The sequence below is a fragment of the Mesorhizobium newzealandense genome (genome assembly GCF_042682145.1).
GTDB classification, from domain to species: Bacteria; Pseudomonadota; Alphaproteobacteria; order Rhizobiales; family Rhizobiaceae; genus Mesorhizobium; species Mesorhizobium newzealandense.
Map to the genome: position 1 here is coordinate 40932 of NZ_JBHUGZ010000011.1, position 19355 is coordinate 60286.

Here is a 19355-nt window from a genome sequence, read left to right on the forward strand (position 1 = left end):
GGCTCATCCTCCGCTCGATACTTCGTCACCAGCCCGTACTTGGTTGCCGGCCGGCACTTCGTCACCGGCATGTACTTGGTCACCGGCCCGTACTTGGTCACCCGAGTGACTCACCACAAGGTCGTCGCGGTGGATCATCGCCGAACGCGCCTCGTAGCCGAGCACGGTTTCGATCTCGGCCGTCTTCAGGCCAGCGATCCTTACGGCATCGGCGGCATCATAGGCAACCAGCCCGCGCGCGATCTCGCGGCCCTCGGGCGACAGGATCGCCACCGTATCGCCGCGCGAGAAATTGCCGCTGACCAGTTTGACGCCGGCCGGCAGCAGCGACTTGCCCGACAGCAAGGCACCGATGGCGCCGGCATCGACCGTCAGCCGGCCGGCAGGCTCGAGCTGGCCGGCGATCCAGGTCTTGTAGCCCTTGACCGGATTGCTGCTCGGCCGGAAGAAGGTGGCGCGTTCGCCGCGTTCGATCGCCATCAGCGGCGACAGCCGAGTGCCCGACGTGATGATCATTGCGGTGCCGGCGGCGGTCGCGATCTTGCCCGCATCGAGCTTTGTCCGCATGCCGCCGCGCGACAGTTCGGACGCGGCCGCTCCCGCCATCGCCTCGATGTCGGGCGTGATGCGGTCGACCACCGGAATAAACTTTGCGCCGGGGTCACGCGCCGGCGGTGCGGTGTAGAGCCCGTCGATGTCGGAAAGCAGAACCAGCAGGTCGGCGCCCATCATGGTGGCGACGCGGGCGGCCAGCCGGTCATTGTCGCCATAGCGGATTTCGGAGGTCGCCACCGTGTCGTTCTCGTTGATGACCGGCACCGCCTTCATCTTGAGCAGTGTCGAGATCGTCGCCCGCGCGTTGAGATAGCGGCGGCGCTCCTCGGTGTCGCCGAGCGTCAGCAGGATCTGGCCCGACTTGAGCGCCCCCTTGCCGAGCGCATCCGACCAGGCGCCGGCCAGCGCGATCTGTCCGACGGCGGCCGCCGCCTGGCTCTCCTCGAGCTTCAAGGCCCGCTTGCCCAGTTCAAGGATGGTGCGGCCAAGCGCGATGGCGCCGGACGACACGACGAGGATTTCAGCACCACCCTGGGCGAGCACAGCAATGTCGTCGGCCAGCGAGGCCAGCCAGTCGCGCTTCAGGCCGGTCGTGCGGTCGACGAGCAGCGCCGAGCCGATCTTCACGGTGATGCGCCGGTATGTCTTCAGCGACTGCATGGCCCTATCTGTCCCAGCGCGTCTCGATCGGGGCCGATATCTTCGCACGCGCCTCGGCCACCACCGCCATCAGCGCCCGCAGCACCGCTTCGACGCCTTCGCCGGTGACCGCCGACAAAAGCATCGGTGCTCGCCCGGCGGCTCGCTTCAGCGAGGCGACCTTCTTCTTGCGCGCATCGGCGTCGAGCGTGTCGACCTGGGAAAGCGCCACGATCTCGACCTTGTCGGTCAGGCCATTGCCATAGGCGTCGAGTTCGGCGCGCACTGTCTTGTAGGCCTTGCCCGGGTTTTCCTCCTGCGCCGAAACGAGATGCAGCAACACGCGCGTGCGCTCGACATGGCCGAGAAAACGGTCGCCGATGCCGACGCCCTCATGCGCGCCTTCGATCAGGCCGGGAATGTCGGCGATGACGAATTCACGCGCATCGATGCGGGCAACGCCGAGACCGGGATGCAGCGTCGTGAACGGATAATCGGCGATCTTCGGCTTGGCCGCGGTAACGGCGGCCAGGAATGTCGACTTGCCGGCATTGGGCAACCCGACCAGCCCGGCATCGGCGATCAGCTTCAGCCGCAGCCAGATGTTGAGCTCTTCGCCCGGCAGGCCGGGGTTGGCCCGGCGCGGCGCCTGGTTGGTCGAGGTCTTGAAATGCTGGTTGCCGAAACCGCCATTGCCGCCCTTGGCGAGCAGAAAGCGCTGACCGACCACGGTCAGGTCGCAGATCAGCGTTTCGTTGTCCTCTTCAAACACCTGCGTTCCCGCCGGCACCTTCAGCGTGACGTCGGCCCCCTTGGCGCCGGTCATGTTGCGGCCCATGCCATGGACACCGGTCTTGGCCTTGAAATGCTGCTGGTAGCGATAGTCGATCAGCGTGTTCAGCCCGTTGACCGCTTCCAGCCAGACGTCGCCGCCGCGGCCGCCATCGCCGCCGTCCGGTCCGCCGAACTCGATGAACTTTTCACGCCGGAACGACACCGAACCGGCACCGCCGTCGCCGGAGCGTATGTAGACTTTGGCTTGATCGAGAAATTTCATGGGCTTGTGCAGTTTCTGCTAGTGGCTTTGCGGCATTGCTCTAAACCTTCGGCTTTGCTCTAAACCAAGGCGCGGCGAAGGGCGAGGCCGTTTTGTGACAATGGCCGCGAGGATCGGCCGGAGATGCCGGAATGAAGCTTGTAACCTACAACATCCAGTACGGCATCGGCCTTGATGGACAGTACAATGTCGGACGCATCACCGACGCCGTGCGCGGCGCCGACGTGATCGCGCTGCAGGAGGTGACCCGCAACAACCCCAGGAATGGCGGCCGCGACATGGTCGCCGAGATCGGCGAGGCGCTGCCCGACTATTTCGCCGTCTATGGCAGCAATTTCGAAGCCAATATCGGCTCGCGCATCGAGAATGGCCGCGCCATCACCACGACCTTCCAGCTCGGCAATATGGTGCTGTCGAAGACCCCCATTCATCTGTCTCGCAACCTGCTTTTGCCGCGCAGCCGCAGCTTCGAAATGATGAACTTCCAGCGCGGCGCGCTGGAAGCGCTGATCGAGACGCCGCTGGGTTTCATCCGCTTCTATTCCATCCATCTCGATCACCGCAGCCCGGTCGAACGCGCCAGCCAGATCCAGTTCCTGCGCCAGCGTATGCTGAACTATGCGCTCGAAGGCGGCGCCTTGTCCGGCGTCGCCGAGATCGGCCTGCCGGAATTGCCGCATCCCGAAGCCTTTGTCGGCATGGGCGACTTCAACATGCTGGCCGGATCGCCCGAATATGTCGAACTCGCCGGCCGGCCGGACCATGAATTCGGCATGCCGCTGACCGCCGACTTTGCCGTCGATGCCGCCTTGCGCCTCAACGTGACCGGCGACGACCTGGTCAGCTGGGTCGACCCCAAACAGCCCGCCAATGCCAGCCGCCACAAGCGCATCGACTATGTCTTCACCAGCGCTTCGCTTGCCAAATCCCTGCAGCGTCTGTGGGTCGACCGGCAGGCCGTCGGTTCGGACCACCTGCCGGTATGGGTCGAACTGGGCTGACCTTCATCTTTGCTCCGCAACCGACTTTTCACTTGTTCGAGCCAGCGCCAAGGTGTGTCGAGATTCAGGTCAGGCCGAGCCGAGAATGGTGGCTTCCGAGAACCGGAGCGGAGCGTACTAAAGTACGTGAGCACCGGAAGCGCAGGAAGCCGCCATTCGCAGGTCGGCCTCACCTGAATATCGGCATGCCTAGAAGTGCACCCAGTTACGCAGGCTGGTCCAGGTCTTCCTGTCGAGCCGGTAGCGCTCGACCGGCACCTGGCCGGCGACGATCGAGTTCAGCATGCCCTGGCCGGCATACTGGAACCCGCATTTGTGGATCACACGGCGCGAGGCCGGATTGATGACCCGCGTCGAGGCATGCAGCACCTGGATCGACGTCTTCTGGAAGGCGAGGTCGACCAGCGCGTGGGCGGCTTCCGTCGCATAGCCCTTCTTCCAGTAAGGCTCGCCGATCCAGTAGCCGAGTTCCAGCCCGCGATCGGTGGTGTTGAGACCGGCGCAGCCGACGAAGGTGTCGGTACCGGCCAGCGTCAAGGCATAGACAATGCCGGCCCGGCGCGACTTCGCCATGGCAAGGAAGGCGCGTCCCTCGGCCTCGCCATAGGGGTGCGGCATGCGGGCCAGCATTTCGGCGACATGACGGTTGTCGGCAAGCTCGACCAGTTGCGGAATGTCGTCTTCGCGGGGCGCTCGCATCACCAGCCGCTCGGTGACCAGGACCGGGCAGTCTATCGCGTAACTTTCGTCGTCGGTGTCTTCCGCTTCGGCAACCATTTGAAAGTCCTCCAGGCCAAGAAAAAGGGGAGATGGAAACCCATCTCCCCTGATCCTTTTCCTGGCTTTGCCAGACACCGGTTCCCGAGATGGGCGCCGGTGTTCTAGTGCGGAACCGGCTACTCCGCGGCTTTGGTAATCGGGTTGACCGATACGTAGGTTCGGCCGTTGGCTTTTTTGTTGAACGTCACGGCGCCGGTCTCGAGCGCAAAAAGGGTATGGTCCGTGCCCATGCCGACATTGACGCCGGGATGCCACGTGGTGCCGCGTTGACGAATGATGATGTTGCCCGGGATGACGGCTTCGCCGCCGAACTTCTTCACGCCCAGACGCTTGGAATGCGAGTCGCGACCGTTGCGCGACGAGCCGCCAGCTTTCTTGTGTGCCATCTAACTAACTCCGTTGCGCCGCAAGGCGCCTAAAAGGCCTTATGAACGCGTTCGCGTTCCGTTTCAAGTCCGATCCGGCGACCTGATCGCCAGAAAATTACTTCGCCGCCAATTCCTTGGCCTGCTCACGCCAGTCCTTGATCTGGTCGGCGCTGAAGGGCATGTGCTCGTCGATCTTGGCGACATCCTTGTCGGTCAGCTTGGCGAGCTGCGCGAAGGTGATGATGCCCTGCGCGGCGAGGTCCTTGGCTGCGACCGGGCCGATGCCCTTGATCACGGTCAGGTCGTCCGGCTCGCCCTTCGGCGCCTTGAACAGCGGCGCTGCCGCGGTCTCGGCCGCCTTGGCCTTGGGCTCCTTCTTCGGCGCGGCTTCCGCCTTCGCTTCAGTCACGGCCTCTGCCTTGGCTTCCTTCTTCGGTGCCTTGACCGCTGCCGTCTTCGTCGGCTTGGCACCACCCAGCAGGATCTCGGAGATCCGCACGGTGGTCAAAAGCTGGCGATGGCCGATCTTGCGGCGCGAATTCTGCCGGCGGCGCTTCTTGAAAGCGATGACGGTGCGGTTCTTGCCCTGTTCGACGACTTCGGCGGTGACCACCGCGCCATCGACGAACGGCGCGCCGAACGTGACATTCTCGCCCTCGCCATGCGCGAGAACGTGGCCGATCTCGACCATATCGCCGACATTGGCTTCGACTTTTTCGATCTTCAGGAGATCGTTGGCGGCAACGCGATACTGCTTGCCACCCGTTTTAATGACTGCGAACATTTTTTGCCTTTCGCTGTTCGGTCGGCCTTGATGAACCGCCTCTGGCGGTTCGGCCGTCTTTTTGTCAGTCTGCGGGTTCAAAAAACAAGCGGCGCGGAAGAACCCTCCACGCCGATTGCGCGCTGTCCCTAACCGAAGGTTGAGTGCGAGTCAAGGCGAAGCCGGTGCCGAGACTGTTATCGGCGGGCAAGCACCCGGCCTGTGTCGACATGATCGCATGGCACTACCGTCGTCTGGAGACGTGGATGCGCGGCTGGCCGGGAATCTGTGCGGGCTTGGCCGTAAACACCAATGCGAATCCGCCGCTTGTCAGGCAAGCCAAATAACTCGCGGATTGGCCTTGTAACCTGCCCGTTCAGCCGTTATCTAGTGCGCCGCGCCGGCAACGGCCGACCATGACCGCGGAGAGGTGGCAGAGTGGTCGAATGCACCGCACTCGAAATGCGGCATGGGTGCAAGCCCATCGGGGGTTCGAATCCCTCCCTCTCCGCCAGATTTCTTTCCTAACAGATTGATTTTGTAGGATAGTTGTCGACGCCCATTGCCTCCTTCCCAATGCGTTTCCCAAGGAAAATGCACCCGAAGGAGACCGTATTATGCATCGTTTTTTTGATCAGCCTAAAAGCCAGATCATCGGCAGATTCTCCCGCCGCGCCTTACTTATCGGCGCAGTCGCGTCCGTTCCTGCCATTGCTTCAGCAGCGCCGCCGCCGGTCGAGGCCCGTCCCGAGCCGCGTGAAATGCCCGTGCAGAGGGTCAACCGACTTGCTGAGGAACTTGCCATCGCGATGGATGACTGGATGGCCGATATCAGCCACTCGGACCATCCCCGTGCCTTGTGGGAGGCGCATGTCTGGCCGGCCTCAACTGGCCGCGGCATCTATTATAAGAACCACGATAGGGGCTTGTCATGAACGCCCACACGCCCATCGTGAAGCCCTACGGCTGCCCGCAGGGTGTCGACCCTCGCACATGGCGGCAATCGATCGAGACCCGCCTGAACGACCTCCTAGACCGCGCCATGGCCCTGATCACTGCACTCGACATGATGGAGGTCGATTGCGACCTGGAGGAAACTGCCGACGATGAGCCATCGCTCGGATGCGTTGATGATCTAGAGCTCGACAATTGCGATCTGGAGGACGGCGTCGATCTGGAGGGGTTATGCCCAGGCGACTACGGCGAAACCGTTAATGTGGCCCGACGATCTGGAATCGCAGGAAGTGCTTGTGAGGAGTGGAATATGAATACTCTCTCCAGACGACACCTCCTGCGCAAGATCCCGATGGGCCTTGCTGCCGTGGCGCTGCCTGCCGTGTTCGAGACGCCTGTGCCCTCTACTGACCTCACCGCCATCCCGTCGGATGCGGTCGAGAAGATCAAGGCTTGGCAGGCCGCACATCGGGAGAACGTTCGAGCGACCAACGCCTACAGCGCAAGCCTCCGCGTAACCCCGATCGACAAACCGGAATGCGATCGGCGCTTCCATGCCATGGTGGCTTCGCAAGAGCCGGTTGGTCCGTCCCGAGAGGCGATGATCATGGCGCTCTGGCGCATCTAATCATTCCGCAAGCGAAACGATAGCCCGGCTGCGAAAGTGGCCGGGTTTTTTCTTTTCTGCTTAAATCGTCAAGCACTCCCGAACGGTAGCCGGCTTGCGTGCGCGTCTCTGCTGCACGAAGATTGGCGCGTGGGGGAACAATGATCTCGTGTCATGATTCGACAGTGCTGGAAGTTGTCCTGCTCGCGCTCGCCGGTTTGCTGGTGGCGCTCGGCGCTGGTCATTTTGTCACCAATTGGTTCCACGGCTACCTGACCGATAGGTCTGGGCTAAAGGCGCGGTCGAGTGCGAAACGATTGCCGCCGTGGATTACCGGGACATTCGAGCGCACGCTGACATTCGCCTTACTCGCATCTCAGTTTCCAGATCCCCACACAGTCATTTTGGCTTGGCTTGCGGCGAAGTTTGCCGCGAATTGGCAACGAGACGAGCCGACCGGTGCCCCAGAAGCGCAGATGGAATACCGAAGTCGAGCGATGATCGCAGTGATGTCCGGAATCGTGTCAGTGGCATTCGGCTATGTGGGCGGCTGGATAGTTACCAAGCACTGCTGAGATTGCCCCGCCAGCGCGCGCTTCCCGCCGCCGCCCTCCTACGCCGCCGAAGCGCCTGGCGCGTCCTGGCGCCGCCCTTCTGGCCCGCTGAAATCGTCAAGCGCGCCCTTGCGGGGCGCGTCATAGGTGGGCGTACCAATCTGGCCCCATGAGGTACAAACTGACCGAGAACGACAAGTGAATGGCCGCCAGCGTGACAATTAATGTCAACAGATACAGTGTCGAGCGCCATACCATATCAGAACGCCCTATCCCTTTGGCTCCAGAAACCGGAAAGCCGGGAAGATGACCACTAGGACCGCCACCAACCATCACCGCGTAAATCATTGAAGAGCGGGTCATATAGCTTAGGTAGGTCAGTTGCCCGGCAATGCAAATTCACATGGGCGTTACACAGGGCCTAGCGCTCGACACTTCTGGTTCGTCTCCGCCTGATCGCCTCTGCGATAAACACTCGCGAGAGTGCATGATAAAGCGGCTCGCGCGAAATCAATCGCGCTGTCCCATAGCCCAGCATCGCCGCGCACATCAGCGCAATGACATTGTCGTGGTTGCCGGTCATTTCGAGGATGATGACGAAGGCGGTCATGGGCGCCTGCACGACGCCGGCAAAATAACCTGCCATACCGAGCAGCGCTGCTGTGCCAGAGCTGGCACCAATAATGAGGCCAACCGTGCTGCCAAGGCCCGCGCCCACCGCCAGCGACGGCGCGAAGATACCGCCCGGAATGCCCGATACCATCGACAGCAGCCCGGCCGCGAATTTCTCGGCAAAAAAGAACACCGGCAGCGGCGTGCCTTCAATGGCGCCGCGAGCCTGGGCGTAGCCGGTGCCGAAGGTGAGGCCGCCCGAGGCGATGCCGATCGCGGCCACAGCCAGCCCGCAAATCCCTGCCACGGCCAGAGTGCGCCAGAGCGGCTGCTGCGCGTTCCAGCGCCGGATGCGGCGCATTATCTTCAGCGCCAGCAGCGAAAACAGCGCGCCGACTCCGCCACCGATGACCCCGCAGGCAAGCACCAGCGGCCAGTCGCTGGCGAAGGCGACTGTTTCCCTGGCCACGCCGAAATAGGTGTAGTTGCCGAGCAATCCCAACGAGGCGAGCCCGGCGAGGATCACCGCCGTCAGCACCAGCCCGTTAGTGCGCGATTCATAGGCGCGCCCCATTTCCTCGATGGCAAAGACGATGCCGGCAAGCGGTGTGTTGAAGGCGGCGGCGATACCGGCCGCTGAGCCGGCCAGGATCAGCCCGCGCGCCTGCGCCATGCCGCCCCAGCGCGCGGCCTGCAGCATCAGCGAGGCGCCGACCTGAACTGTCGGCCCCTCACGGCCGATCGAGGCCCCGCAGGCAAGTCCGACGACGGTGAGCGCGATCTTGCCAACCACCAGCCGCAGCGACAGGATATGGCCGCGGTCCTCGTCGTCGCGCAAATGTCGTGCGGCGATCGCCTGCGGAATGCCGCTGCCTTGCGAGCCTGGAAAGAAGGAATCCGCAAGCCAGGCGCAGAGAACAAAGCCGAGCGGTGTCATCACCAGCGGCAGGTAGAAGCGCCAGCCGCCCTGATGGCCAATCGCAATGTGGAAGAGCGCCTGCGCCCGGTCGGCCAGAACTGCGAACAGCACGCTGATCAGACCGATCGAGATGGCGCCGGCCCAAAACACGATACGAGGCTGCCAGACGCGCCGCGAAACCCACATTGCCTGCGAGCGCCGCACCATCGGATATTTTCGCGAAAAGCCTGCCATGTCGGATCCCTTCGTGATCGACCCGGCCTAGCACACCCATGGAGCCGATCAACCCTGCCAGGTCAGGGCCATGGCAGGCGAGATCAGCGACGAGTGCTTCGACAGAACTCTGACGGCGAAGGATGGATGGGGCATCCCGCCAGCGACCGTGCCGGCGGGATGAAAGCGTCGGCGAAGCCCTGGGGGCTTCTACATCGCCATTTTTTCGCACTCGGCCTGGGCCTTCTTAGTCGACGTATCGATCATATAGGTTCTGCCCTTGGCGTCGGTCATCATCATCATGCAATGCTTGATCGGCTTGGCCATTTTCATCATTTCGGCGCCCATTTTGGCGTCCGGCATCATGGTGCCCATATGGCCGTCGGGCATGATCGCCGTCACTTGCCCACCCTTCATCATGGACATCGTGCCCATCGTGTCCTCGGCGAATGCCTGCGAGGCGAAAAGGGCGGCGATGCTGGCGACAACAACAAGCTTCATCGAATGCATTCGGAATACTCCCATTTTGCAGGGGCACAGTTGCCCCATTCGGGGGTTCGCCGGGCATCGCGCTCCGTTACACCGACACGAAGATGTGATCGCCTTCGCTCCTTTTGAGGGCCTAAAAATCTGAGACAATAAATCAAAGGTGCCCGGACCAGTCGGGCGCATCCAAAAGCCAGACGGTAAGGATGAACGCGATCAGCACGGCCAGCGCGATCATGAGGATAATTACTTCAGTCCTATTCATGGCCGCAAAACCTAGCAGCCATCGCTGGGATCACAATTCAATTGGCTGTGTTGGCGCACGTGGAGGGCGGTGGTGCTGAGTTCTTCAAAGGCGTCGAAAAGCTCGGCCTAGAGGGGATGGTCTCAAAGCGCCATGGCGCGCCCTACCGCAGCGGCGAGTCCGACGCCTGGCTGAAAATCAAATGCTACGAGTTCAGCGAACTGGACCTGCTTGGCGTCAAACGCGAGCCAGGCAAGCCAGCCATGGCCTTGATGGGGCAGGACGGTAAGTATGCAGGATCGGCCTTCATCACACTACCGAACGATATACGGGAGCGCCTATGGAAGCGCGTACAGGCCTCTCGGGAAGCTCCAGCAGACGTTCCAAAGGCGATGACCGGTGTGGAATGGCTGAAGCCCGGCATCAGGGCGCGCGTCAAGCATCTGCGAGGCGAGGCAAAACTCCGGCATGCGTCGGTCAAGGGGATTGTTGACGAGGGAACCTAATGTCGCGCGCCAGCTTTTGGCTCGATGAGCACACGCGGCGTTAACTTCCTGCATAAGTGGATTTCCAACAACGTCCCCGAGATAGTCGGCGCCGACATCATCTCAGTCGCTGAGTTGACCCAGAAGCTATTTGCCGACGCGAAGGCGATCGGCATCGGTAGCACCGAGATCGAGGAAGAGACCGTTAGCATCTACAATTCGATCCTGGATGCAATCGTTCATCATGACGCCGGCTTGGCGGACTGACCGACGCCGCGCTATATCGGATCGATGGGCAAGGGCTGGACGTTTCAATCTCTGATCGACGCGAAGATGGCGGTGACGGCGCATTGCCACCAGGCGCGCTGCAATCACAGCCAGAAGCTCGACCTAGTGAAGATTCGCGATCGCTTCGGGCCTGACACGCCGGCGATGGCCGACGACCTCATCCCGAAGCTGAAATGCGCCAAGTGCGGCAGCAAGCAGGTCGGCCTGATCTACACGCCCGACACTAGCCCCAACGCCTATGGCAAGGCAAAGGGCGCATAACCGAGCAGCTTCAGAAGGTTATATAGACCGCGATGCCGACCAGATAGAGCGACAGGGCGATGAAGGCGATCCGTAGGATGATGCGGGGCCTCACTGGGAAGCGGAAAGGTTTACTGCGCATCGCTGAGAAATGAGGCGCTAGGGACGCATTGGATCGACCACCCCGCCGGTGTTGGCTGCTTCTGATATTCGGCGATGGCGGCAGCGCATTGTTCACGTGTATCGAAGCTGCTTGGCAGCAGGGCCATTCCCCCCTGCGGACCGGCGATCACCAGATACCAGATCAACGCTGTAGTCGGAGCCATATGATTTCCTCGTCAGATAGGATTCTGGAGCAGCGCACCTGGACGTCAAGAGTTGCTCATATGCGCGACAGCGAATTGATCGAGCGGCCCGTAGAGCGGCGCCAGAGCCGCGTAAAACCCAGCGAACAATTGGACTCGCAGACCGCCATTCGCAAGCGTATGATTTCAGCTGTCGTCCGCGTCCAATAGAGGCAGGCGGACGGTTGAGGGTTCGCTACGCTCTCGCCCAACCATCGGGTGAGGCTATGGACCAAGAGCCTCCAAAGGGCGGGATATCTGCGTTTGACTGCGATATCCTGCGAGGTGCCTTCAGAACATTGGTGCGCGAAAGGGCTCTACCCCAACACGAGTGGCGGGCAAGCGCGGAACTGTTGATCCGCGACTTCACGGGCGACGATGAAGAAGTCGATCCTGAATTGCTGGCGTGGATCACCCGGAATTAGGGTGCACGTCGCACATGGCGCGGGTAGCCTTCTCGCTGGCTAACGACCGTATGAAAGCGTACAACCAGTCCATCGTTGGCAACTTTTAAGGGCGCTGACGCTTGGGAGCGAAGATCGCACTCCTGCCCCGAACGGAGGCGCAGGAGAAAATGGCGATAGAGCCAGGACGACCCGGTCTGAACGGGGAAGCTGTAGCGGCGCTGGCCCGGGAAACCGGGGCCTCAGAAGCACAGATACGGGAAATTGTATCGCTTGTCGGACATGACAGAGCTTCCATTGTGCGGGAAGCGCGGATTGTTTCAGGGCATGGGAGACGCATCTGGCCCACCCCCGGTGGATGACGACAAACGGCTATCGATCTGCTTTGCAGGCGGTGCACCGCACTAGCGTTACCTGCGGCGGAAATGCGCGCTGGCGGGGCTGCTGAATCCTATTCCACGCGTTCCAACTTCCTTATCCCGGTCCCCTTGCACTGTGTGCAGGTCGCGGTCCTCCCAATACATCCTCGCCGTTGAGTGCCGGCAGGACAGCACGTGCCGCCGGAGGCCGTCCACCTATCGCAGCAAAATACCTTCCCGCCGCCGTGGCAGGCAATGCATCTGAATTTCCTGAAATCTGTCACTCTCTCCAGTCCCGCCGCCTGAGGACGAGCATGATTTTCTCGGATCTATCCATCAGGGCGATCCAAGCGACGAGCACCAGTGCGCTTTCCGCCACTTGATCAGAGCGATTGTTGCATCGAGATTTGTCCACGTCCCCAAGCTCCCAAGGGCAGAATGCGTCCGTCGCGATGAAGAGTCCAGAAGTTCGGTTTGGGACGGTTGGCGGCATCCAGCGGCTATACGCTGGCTGAACTGGATGATGCCATCAGCCGGCTTGACCAGATCCCAGAGCATGGCGCGACGTTCCACGCTAGGCAGCGCCCGAAGGTCCTTCCCGTCGAGATGGAGGAGGTCGAAGGCGACGAAGGCCAGCCGTTCTGCATTCCATGCCATGGCCGATCGCAGCGCATGGAAGTCAGGGGCGCCGTTTGGCGTCGGTGCGATCACCTCGCCGTCAATGATGGCTGATCGCGCGCCAAGGGCTTCTGCAGCCGTCACGATCGGCCAGTAGCGCGACGTCCAGTCAATGCCGGTCTTCGTATAAGCGCGAGCGCCATCCCAATCGATGATGACCTGTGTTCGATAGCCGTCGTATTTGATCTCATGAATCCAGTCGTCGCTTTCAGGAGGCGTCTCGACCAGGCGCGGCAACTGCGGCGAGATGAACTTCAGCCGGTCAGGGCTGGCGGTTTTACGCATGCACGACACTCCAGGAACGCGATTCAATTAGCATGCGCTAAAATGGTTCCGGAAATTCAAGCACCAAAGGCGTATTTGCGCTCCCGCTAATATAGGACATGATCACAGCCGCCGGGAGGAACTCCGGCATGGCTCGGCTGCCGTCCCCCCGATGCCCCCGGTAGCCGGGCCGCCTCATTCCTCAGTGCAACAGCAGCGCGCCGTCGCCGGTTGATGCTCATGGTGGCGGCGGGCTGGATTTGTACGGGTGGGCTGCGTCGAGATTGCCCTGAAGCGCCCATCGAGCAGTTGCGGCCAGATAACCTTCGACATTCTGCTGATTGGCGGTGGAAAGCTTGCCGCCGATCAGGAGCAATTCGCCGACCAATGCCACCATGCCCACTAATGAGGGCGTTCCTGTAGGGTCTTTTACGGAAGTGCCAAATTTGGGAGATGTCTCGAACCCAACGGTATTGGTCCCAGTCGAGAAAAATGGTGCCCCCACCCCGCCTGTGTAGACGCCGCCATCGAGGTAAAAGGCCCAATCGGCTGACGCGCTATGCATACTGATAATTCGCCACGAAGCCAGCGACGGCGTTGGGTTGCCAACGGTCTTGCGGACGGTGGTGCCAAACTCCTGATAAATGACGCCGTCTGTGTAGGGCATGTGCCCGGCAGAACCAAGTCCCGTGGACGAGCCGAACCTATGCATGCCGCTCCACGGGTCAGCGCCAGCCGGATCGGCTGCCTTTTTTATCACCATGTAAATCGAGCCGGCCGTCTTGCCTGAGAAAAGGTTCGGCACATTGAAATACTGGGGGACGGACGGCACGTCGAACGAAACAACGTTTTTGCCATTGAGGGTTGACGTAAGGAGCGTTGGTTTATTGACGCTCGTACTCTGTGTCATGTCATTGGCATTACCCGATGCATCGACCCAGCTCGATTGCGGATCACTGTTAGATCCGGTTATCTCGTCGGCCTTATACCAGCCCAACAGAGCAGCCCCGAGTGACGAGGGGGACCATATCGACGCGGGCGCCGACGTTCGTGGTGACACAGATGGAAATGGAAAGGTCATGTGTGGGTTCCTGTCCAGCGGTTTGAAATCGCATCGACAACGTGTCGGTTGTTGAGCGGCGAGGGCGCGGCCGTCACAGCGGCCACCAGGCGAGCGCCAGCACGGTTGCAGCGGCCACTGTGAAGGCGAGGAGCGGCATCAGCGGCCGCGCTCCAGCGGGACGTCACGAGGCACCCTGTCGAGCGCGCCGGGCGGGCGGCCTGGCTCAAGCGCACTGCCAAAATATGCCCGGTCGCGCCACTTGTTGCTCGCGAGCGAACTTGTGCATGCGGAGACGTAGGCGAGGTCGACCACAGGCCGTTTCTCTCGATCGTTGGCTGATTGTTCGAAAATGGCTTTGATTTTCGCCGCTGCAAGCAGTCTTGCTTCCGGCGCCCGCATCTTGGATGCGCTGACTTGCACCAGCCGGTCGACGCTTGTTTCCGCGAACACCATGTCGATCTCGCCGCGAACAACGGCAAGTCGCTTCTCGCTCTGTTGATCATGCAACGGCACGCCTCGATGCGTTCCGCAGATCGGAATTGCGTCGTCTTCCCGTCTCATTTCCTGCCCCCTTCAAGGATGCGCAGCGCGCGCCGGGAGACCGCGTCGAGTTCGGGCGCAGTGCCTTGTTCCGGCTGCTTGCCGAGGTGCGCCAACAAGCTTCTCGCCGCCGCTACTCGTGCTGATGCCGGCGCCGAACTGTCCGAGGCGATTTCGCGAAGAATTTGAAGCGGGTTGACGGCATCAACGTTCACCTTTGCCAAGGCTTTGGCGGATGCTGCTGCACGGTTTGGCCTGCCTCTTTTCGTCATGAATTTCACCGAGCCCTTGAATTTCTGGAGATCACTCAACGCGCGCGTGCACTCTCTCCGTGACCCCGGAGCGGTTGGGGCACCCATGCCCTGTAGGGATTTACCCGCCCCCCTGGGGGTCATGGCTCGCTCCGTGTCGAAGCTTTGCAGGCGGCAAAGAAAGCCGGCGAGAAAAGGACCGTCGGTAACCCAATCACGGCACCACTTCTTATGACTGCCCTTGCTGCTTCCGGCCATGTCGATGAGCAACGTGAGGGATAGCCGGGCGCCGCATGGATGATGCCAAGGCTGATTGCCAAAGGGATCGGCGTAGGGCTTTCGGTCGCATCCTCGCGGGCGAGCGCTGCGCGGCTGGCACCAGTGCGCTCTGTCATCAAGTCCAAGATCTCATCGTCCAGTCGTTGGCACCGCGCCGCAGCTTCTGTGTAGCGCCGTGCAGTCCAGCGTCCGCTGGCCGTCGGGTTGATCGAGGTCGGATGCAGTATGATCTGCGAATTCGATTGAGCGCGCCGGAAGTCGGCCGCCATCAGAACGATCACAGCCGCGCTATCGCACTGTGCCAGCACTCTCGCTCGTTTGGTTTCGGCACGATGCTGCCGGATGGCGTGGTAGATCTTCCTGGCGTCGTCGATCGAGCCGCCGTGCGAATTGATCAGCAGGGAGAGACTGTTGGCAGCCGGGTCTCTTGCGAGATCTCTGCGCACCCGCTCCACCATGCTGGCATTCACTTCGCCATCGATATGAATCAGCAGGCTCATCGGACGCTCCTTCGATATGACCGGAACCGATAGCGCACCCCGTTGGCGTTAGCGTCGATCTCCAGGCTGATGTCGTCCGCGCCGTCTACAGCAGCGACGAGCGCTGCCGACAGGCCTGCGAGCGCGGTCCCTACCTGTTGTGGATTCTCGATTGGCAAGGTGCGCTCGACATCGACGACGGCCGGCGACTTTTGGCCCACGTGGATATCTGCAGCCACGACGACGGCCGATCTCATTGAATTGGCCGTTGTCATGGCGCCCTCCCGATTGGTTTTGGCTTAAAGAGGCGTTCGAACCCTATGCGCGCCAACTCGACAGCAACGATCGCTTCGGCGGATTGCCGCGCACTCGTCACGGGCCATGACGAGCGCGCAGCAGCCAAGCCGTTCGCCGGGTCATGTGTCTTAACCGGCTCGCACTCAGGGCAATGACGACCTTGACCGGTAGCACTTGCGCCCGACGCGCGCCGGAGATCGTCTATCTGCTGTTGGACGCGCCCATGTGTCGCCCTCAATGAACCGCACGCCGGGATTTTCATTCCGCTCGGCCCTCAGAAACCGCCGCGCAGAACGCGCCGCATCGAATGGATGTGAGCGGCAAGCGTCTGGCTGCTTTCGATGATCCTGGGCATCTCGATGCCCGAGATTGTGGCGGCGACGTGCAGGCCGAGAGCAAGCCGAAATAGCTCATCGAGTTCATCGAGCTTGGCATTCACGGCATCGGAAAATTCGTTGATCACAGGCCCAAGATCCTGCCTGGCCTTCTCGCCGAACTGCTGGCGCCTGCGGTCACGCTCGACGAAGGCGTCCTGTAGCGGCTTCTCTATCGCCTTCAGTTCAGCTTCGACTTCGGCAATTCGATCTTTAGTGGTCGACACCGAATTCTGGCGGAGGTCGTCATAAAGCGGGGTAAGCCGTTCCTTGGCGCTCCGCTGGTCGGCGCGAAGCTTGGTGACGATCTGCTCGGCCAGCTTCAGCAAGTTCGCCGACTGAGGCAGCACCATGCGGTCGCGCAGCCTATCGATATCGGTCGGTTCGGGTGTCGGTTTCCGGGTCATTCCCAGCATCGGTCCTTGCTCCGTCGGGCGTGTCTGTTGACGTGATAGCGCGTGCCGTCGGCCTCAGGTGTCACGACGTGACATTTTTTTGAGGTTGACGATTTGAGCCTCCGCCAGGTCGCCGAGCACGCGGCCGAGCACGTCCGGGTCTGTGCAATCGACACCGGCCCCGAACATGCCTTGCTCATCCATCCACTCGACATGGTGACGCGGGAAATCGACGTTGGCAGGCAACAGCTTCTTTGCCGCACGCCGTCGACATCGCCGCTGGCGCAGCCGAGCAAGTTCGCGCTCGCGCTCCTGGCTCGATATGGCGGCGGCCAGCTTCATCCGAGGACAACCGGCCGGAGGGGGGCAATCGCATAGCTAAGCCGGGCGCCGCGCGGGGTGATCGCCAACTTGTCGCGGGAACCGATGCGACCGGCGGGCGCCGACGTTTCCGTCTTGGCGGCATCAACCGACACCTTCCGGTCACACCATTCCGGCCGACTATGGCAGCGGCTGCATGGTCGGGATTTTGCCCCACCTGAAATTGCCCTGCTTAATCTGCCCCGCCACACCCCCACACCCCTATAAGGGTGGTGGTGAGGCAGTGCTTTTGCCACGGTTGCCACACCTTGCCCCACTACTAGGTGAGGCAGTGAGGCAGATGACGGATGATCCCTCTTCATGCCGGGTCACCGCAGGCATAGTAGCGCCGCTCATTGCGCTTGCTGTCCAGACGGGTTTCGATCGTGATGGCGCCTGTGTCCTGCCATGTGAGCAGGATGCGCTTGATCTTCGCCCGGGCGGCCCTTTGCTGGCTTGTCCGCTCATTTGCCTTCCTGCCTGCACCAACGTCGAGGTCCAGCACGGTGGCCACGGCATTGCCGCCCCATTCCGGCGATTGCTCGCTTTCCCTGAAGTCGCCGCCGGCAAAGAGGGCTTGAGCGCGGCGGAGATGGTCAGGTGTCACGTCATCGAACGGGTTTGGAGGCGTCCACCTATCGACGGCGGCCACGTTGTCGCCATTGGCCAACGGCACGGAAACCAGTTGATACCAGTCGCGTTTGTCTGCCGGCGGCGCCATGTTCTGCTTGTCGGCGAGCATGAAGAAATATCGGCGCGCCTCGTCTATCCCTAGCCGGGCGGCTTCCTCTTCGGACATGCGGTTGATGACGCGGACAGCGCGGCAACCGTCTACAAAAGCACTGCCGCCGCGTGCGCTTTCTGCCGAGATGGTGTCACCATTGAGCTTGCGGGCATGGTGCACGAGCTCGACTGAGCAATTGCCGCGCCCGGCTACTCGCCCCCAAGCCTTCACGGCGGCATCGATAGCCGCATTGTCATTCTCGGGAAGCCCATGGCTGCTGACGAATGGGTCAACAATCAACACGTCGATGCCGTTGGCGACGATCTCGGCCACCAGAGCATCAATGACAGGTTCCAGAACAGTGATCGCATCCTTGACCTTCCTGGCGATCACCAGCGGCGTGTCGCGCCCCGAGTTAACGAACAGGCGGCCGGCGAGGTCTTGCGGATTGATCTCGTGATGCACGACCGACGCGGCAAAGCGTCGTTCAACCTCTTCGGTCGGATCTTCGAGGTTCCATATCCAAGCCTTGAGCGATGTGTGTTCGGGTTTGATCCCGAGCAGATCGCGGCCTGTCACCATCGACAGCGCTTCGGTCTGCACCACGGACGTCTTGCCCATGCCGCCGGGCGCCACGGTGCCGGTGACATAGCCTCGGATGTAGTGACCACCGAACAGCCAGCAGCGCGGAGGAATGTCGGCCGGCTCGCGCCACACGAAGGGATTTGCCTTCACCAGAAAGCCACCCTTACGCAGCGGCTTGCCGTCATAGTCGACGCCACGCCAGGGATCATAATCATCTTCCGCGAAATCGAACCTATTCATGCGCGCCTCCTAGACAGGCGCCACTCGATCGCGGCCTCGACGACATAGGACGGCAACTGCTCGGCGATGCTGGGCCGATGCCTGCCTGCCCACTCGGCGAGAAGCGTAGTGGCGCCGTCTTGCAGCCCGTTGAGCAGACGACAATGAACGCCGTGGTCATCGAGACGAAACTGGGCATCCATCAAGCAGGTGCGAGCCACGCGGACGGCGGCGACGACCGGGCCGGGAATTACTACCGGTTCCGGTTCGGAGGCCATTATCTGGTCCATTCGGCACCGCCGATCCCGAACGCATGTTCGGCAACGAGACGAGCAATGGGCGGCTTCAGGCCAAAGCGATCCTGCAGCATGGCCGCTTGAAAATGAACTGGTTTCCAGCTAACTTCGAACGCCTGAGAGCCTGACAATTCCTGAGAGCCGGTGCGCGTCGCCAACGCCGCCGGCTTTCGCTTAGGAGGTGCTCGCATTGGCGCCTCCCCTGATGCGATTGGCCAGGCCGATCGCGGCGCATGCAGCCTGCACATCGAGCGCAAACCGCGCTCTCAGTTCGACGACGGCAGGACGTGGACGCTGCACCTTCGGCGTTTCGACGAGCCAGCGCGCCGCTTCCTGGATGAGGAAGTCGGGTTCGAGGTCGACCGTCATGGCAGCCACCCGAGCATGATTGCGGCCACGAACAGCACAGCCGCACCGGGCGACGGCGTAGGAAGCGCGCGCATTATGCGGCCACCGACCGACGCGCGGCGATACGCTCGCGAATCCAGGCATCCACCTCGGATCGGACGAACGCGATGCGCTTATCGCCCAGAGGCACCGGCTGGGGGAATTTCCCGGCGGCCCGTTTTTCGTTGATTGAGGTTCTGGAGAGGCTGGTGATCCGAGCCGCTTCCTTGATCGAAATCAGAACAGCATCGCTGTCCATGTCTGCCACCTTTCGCTAGTGCGGCGAGGTGGC

General features: G+C 61.7%; 28 protein-coding genes and 1 tRNA gene. 8 read left to right on the forward strand and 21 right to left on the reverse strand.

Features of this window, described 5'->3' with window-relative positions; all coding sequences use genetic code 11:
• Positions 1–3 precede the first annotated feature (3 nt).
• On the reverse strand, positions 4–1215 hold the full coding sequence (proB, locus tag ACFSOZ_RS16160) for a glutamate 5-kinase (protein ID WP_379099905.1): 1212 nt from the start codon (positions 1213–1215) through the stop codon (positions 4–6).
• Between the two features lie 4 nt (positions 1216–1219).
• Positions 1220–2251: a GTPase ObgE gene (gene obgE, locus ACFSOZ_RS16165; RefSeq protein WP_379099907.1), complete on the reverse strand. Its 1032-nt coding sequence runs from the start codon at positions 2249–2251 to the stop codon at positions 1220–1222.
• Positions 2252–2382: 131 nt separating this feature from the next.
• Here obgE and ACFSOZ_RS16170 point away from each other — a divergent pair, with 131 nt between their 5' ends.
• Complete coding sequence (locus tag ACFSOZ_RS16170) at positions 2383–3252, forward strand: endonuclease/exonuclease/phosphatase family protein (RefSeq protein WP_379099910.1); 870 nt, start codon at positions 2383–2385, stop codon at positions 3250–3252.
• 189 nt (positions 3253–3441) lie between these two features.
• Here ACFSOZ_RS16170 and ACFSOZ_RS16175 read toward each other — a convergent pair whose 3' ends face one another.
• From ACFSOZ_RS16175 to ACFSOZ_RS16185, 3 genes are all read right to left on the reverse strand, one after another.
• On the reverse strand, positions 3442–4029 hold the full coding sequence (locus tag ACFSOZ_RS16175) for a GNAT family N-acetyltransferase (RefSeq protein WP_111548382.1): 588 nt from the start codon (positions 4027–4029) through the stop codon (positions 3442–3444).
• A gap of 119 nt (positions 4030–4148) precedes the next feature.
• The gene (gene rpmA / locus ACFSOZ_RS16180) at positions 4149–4418 is read right to left on the reverse strand and encodes a 50S ribosomal protein L27 (RefSeq protein WP_015315190.1); all 270 of its coding nucleotides are present in this window, start codon (positions 4416–4418) and stop codon (positions 4149–4151) included.
• A 97-nt stretch (positions 4419–4515) separates the two neighbouring features.
• The gene (locus ACFSOZ_RS16185) at positions 4516–5184 is read right to left on the reverse strand and encodes a 50S ribosomal protein L21 (RefSeq protein WP_379099913.1); all 669 of its coding nucleotides are present in this window, start codon (positions 5182–5184) and stop codon (positions 4516–4518) included.
• Positions 5185–5587: 403 nt separating this feature from the next.
• On the opposite strand from ACFSOZ_RS16185, the gene ACFSOZ_RS16190 reads away from it, so the two are divergent.
• The 4 genes from ACFSOZ_RS16190 (at position 5588) to ACFSOZ_RS16205 (ending at position 7299) form a co-directional block, all read left to right on the forward strand.
• Positions 5588–5677, forward strand: a tRNA-Ser gene (locus ACFSOZ_RS16190).
• Positions 5678–5780: 103 nt separating this feature from the next.
• Entirely contained in the window at positions 5781–6098 is a 318-nt protein-coding gene (locus ACFSOZ_RS16195) for a hypothetical protein (protein ID WP_379099916.1), read from the forward strand.
• Complete coding sequence (locus ACFSOZ_RS16200) at positions 6095–6745, forward strand: hypothetical protein (protein ID WP_379099919.1); 651 nt, start codon at positions 6095–6097, stop codon at positions 6743–6745. Before ACFSOZ_RS16195 ends, ACFSOZ_RS16200 begins: the two co-directional genes overlap by 4 nt.
• Before the next feature lie 164 nt (positions 6746–6909).
• Complete coding sequence (locus ACFSOZ_RS16205) at positions 6910–7299, forward strand: hypothetical protein (protein ID WP_379099921.1); 390 nt, start codon at positions 6910–6912, stop codon at positions 7297–7299.
• Between the two features lie 400 nt (positions 7300–7699).
• Here the strand turns inward: ACFSOZ_RS16205 and ACFSOZ_RS16210 are convergent, their stop codons facing one another.
• Both ACFSOZ_RS16210 and ACFSOZ_RS16215 read right to left on the reverse strand, forming a co-directional pair.
• Positions 7700–9043: a chloride channel protein gene (locus tag ACFSOZ_RS16210; RefSeq protein ID WP_379099924.1), complete on the reverse strand. Its 1344-nt coding sequence runs from the start codon at positions 9041–9043 to the stop codon at positions 7700–7702.
• A gap of 189 nt (positions 9044–9232) precedes the next feature.
• Positions 9233–9532 carry a hypothetical protein gene (locus tag ACFSOZ_RS16215; protein ID WP_379099927.1) on the reverse strand — a complete coding sequence of 100 codons (300 nt, stop codon included), beginning with the start codon at positions 9530–9532 and terminating at the stop codon, positions 9233–9235.
• 282 nt (positions 9533–9814) lie between these two features.
• Between ACFSOZ_RS16215 and ACFSOZ_RS16220 the strand changes: the two genes are divergently transcribed.
• Genes ACFSOZ_RS16220 through ACFSOZ_RS16230 form a run of 3 tightly spaced genes read left to right on the forward strand, consistent with a single transcriptional unit; the run spans position 9815 to position 10786 of the window.
• Positions 9815–10258 carry a hypothetical protein gene (locus ACFSOZ_RS16220; RefSeq protein WP_379099930.1) on the forward strand — a complete coding sequence of 148 codons (444 nt, stop codon included), beginning with the start codon at positions 9815–9817 and terminating at the stop codon, positions 10256–10258.
• Positions 10259–10282: 24 nt separating this feature from the next.
• Positions 10283–10504 carry a DUF768 domain-containing protein gene (locus ACFSOZ_RS16225; protein WP_379099933.1) on the forward strand — a complete coding sequence of 74 codons (222 nt, stop codon included), beginning with the start codon at positions 10283–10285 and terminating at the stop codon, positions 10502–10504.
• A gap of 24 nt (positions 10505–10528) precedes the next feature.
• A complete protein-coding gene (locus ACFSOZ_RS16230) occupies positions 10529–10786 on the forward strand; it encodes a hypothetical protein (protein ID WP_379099936.1) in 258 nt (85 codons plus the stop codon).
• Positions 10787–10896: 110 nt separating this feature from the next.
• On the opposite strand, the gene ACFSOZ_RS16235 is transcribed toward ACFSOZ_RS16230, so the two are convergent.
• The 14 genes from ACFSOZ_RS16235 to ACFSOZ_RS16300 all read right to left on the reverse strand — a co-directional run bounded on the left by ACFSOZ_RS16235 (position 10897) and on the right by ACFSOZ_RS16300 (position 19322).
• The gene (locus tag ACFSOZ_RS16235; protein ID WP_379099939.1) at positions 10897–11091 is read right to left on the reverse strand and encodes a hypothetical protein; all 195 of its coding nucleotides are present in this window, start codon (positions 11089–11091) and stop codon (positions 10897–10899) included.
• A 1117-nt stretch (positions 11092–12208) separates the two neighbouring features.
• The gene (locus tag ACFSOZ_RS16240) at positions 12209–12835 is read right to left on the reverse strand and encodes an ATP-dependent DNA ligase (protein WP_379099942.1); all 627 of its coding nucleotides are present in this window, start codon (positions 12833–12835) and stop codon (positions 12209–12211) included.
• Between the two features lie 217 nt (positions 12836–13052).
• Positions 13053–13811 carry a hypothetical protein gene (locus ACFSOZ_RS16245; protein ID WP_379099944.1) on the reverse strand — a complete coding sequence of 253 codons (759 nt, stop codon included), beginning with the start codon at positions 13809–13811 and terminating at the stop codon, positions 13053–13055.
• A gap of 222 nt (positions 13812–14033) precedes the next feature.
• Positions 14034–14330, reverse strand: coding sequence for a hypothetical protein (locus ACFSOZ_RS16250; RefSeq protein ID WP_379099947.1), 297 nt, complete (start codon positions 14328–14330; stop codon positions 14034–14036).
• Positions 14331–14434: 104 nt separating this feature from the next.
• Positions 14435–14728 (reverse strand): hypothetical protein, encoded by a 294-nt coding sequence (locus ACFSOZ_RS16255; protein WP_379099950.1) that lies wholly within the window; start codon positions 14726–14728, stop codon positions 14435–14437.
• An 80-nt stretch (positions 14729–14808) separates the two neighbouring features.
• The gene (locus ACFSOZ_RS16260; RefSeq protein ID WP_379099952.1) at positions 14809–15447 is read right to left on the reverse strand and encodes an ATP-dependent Clp protease proteolytic subunit; all 639 of its coding nucleotides are present in this window, start codon (positions 15445–15447) and stop codon (positions 14809–14811) included.
• The gene (locus ACFSOZ_RS16265; protein ID WP_379099955.1) at positions 15444–15701 is read right to left on the reverse strand and encodes a hypothetical protein; all 258 of its coding nucleotides are present in this window, start codon (positions 15699–15701) and stop codon (positions 15444–15446) included. Before ACFSOZ_RS16265 ends, ACFSOZ_RS16260 begins: the two co-directional genes overlap by 4 nt.
• 296 nt (positions 15702–15997) lie before the next feature.
• Complete coding sequence (locus tag ACFSOZ_RS16270) at positions 15998–16513, reverse strand: hypothetical protein (RefSeq protein WP_379099957.1); 516 nt, start codon at positions 16511–16513, stop codon at positions 15998–16000.
• A 54-nt stretch (positions 16514–16567) separates the two neighbouring features.
• Positions 16568–16834, reverse strand: coding sequence for a hypothetical protein (locus ACFSOZ_RS16275; protein WP_379099959.1), 267 nt, complete (start codon positions 16832–16834; stop codon positions 16568–16570).
• 337 nt (positions 16835–17171) lie between these two features.
• Positions 17172–18401 (reverse strand): AAA family ATPase, encoded by a 1230-nt coding sequence (locus ACFSOZ_RS16280; protein WP_379099961.1) that lies wholly within the window; start codon positions 18399–18401, stop codon positions 17172–17174.
• On the reverse strand, positions 18398–18670 hold the full coding sequence (locus tag ACFSOZ_RS16285; protein WP_379099963.1) for a hypothetical protein: 273 nt from the start codon (positions 18668–18670) through the stop codon (positions 18398–18400). Before ACFSOZ_RS16285 ends, ACFSOZ_RS16280 begins: the two co-directional genes overlap by 4 nt.
• Positions 18658–18834 (reverse strand): hypothetical protein, encoded by a 177-nt coding sequence (locus tag ACFSOZ_RS16290; protein WP_379099965.1) that lies wholly within the window; start codon positions 18832–18834, stop codon positions 18658–18660. Before ACFSOZ_RS16290 ends, ACFSOZ_RS16285 begins: the two co-directional genes overlap by 13 nt.
• Before the next feature lie 16 nt (positions 18835–18850).
• The gene (locus ACFSOZ_RS16295) at positions 18851–19045 is read right to left on the reverse strand and encodes a hypothetical protein (protein ID WP_379099967.1); all 195 of its coding nucleotides are present in this window, start codon (positions 19043–19045) and stop codon (positions 18851–18853) included.
• 73 nt (positions 19046–19118) lie between these two features.
• Positions 19119–19322 carry a helix-turn-helix transcriptional regulator gene (locus ACFSOZ_RS16300; protein WP_379099969.1) on the reverse strand — a complete coding sequence of 68 codons (204 nt, stop codon included), beginning with the start codon at positions 19320–19322 and terminating at the stop codon, positions 19119–19121.
• Positions 19323–19355: the final 33 nt, after the last annotated feature.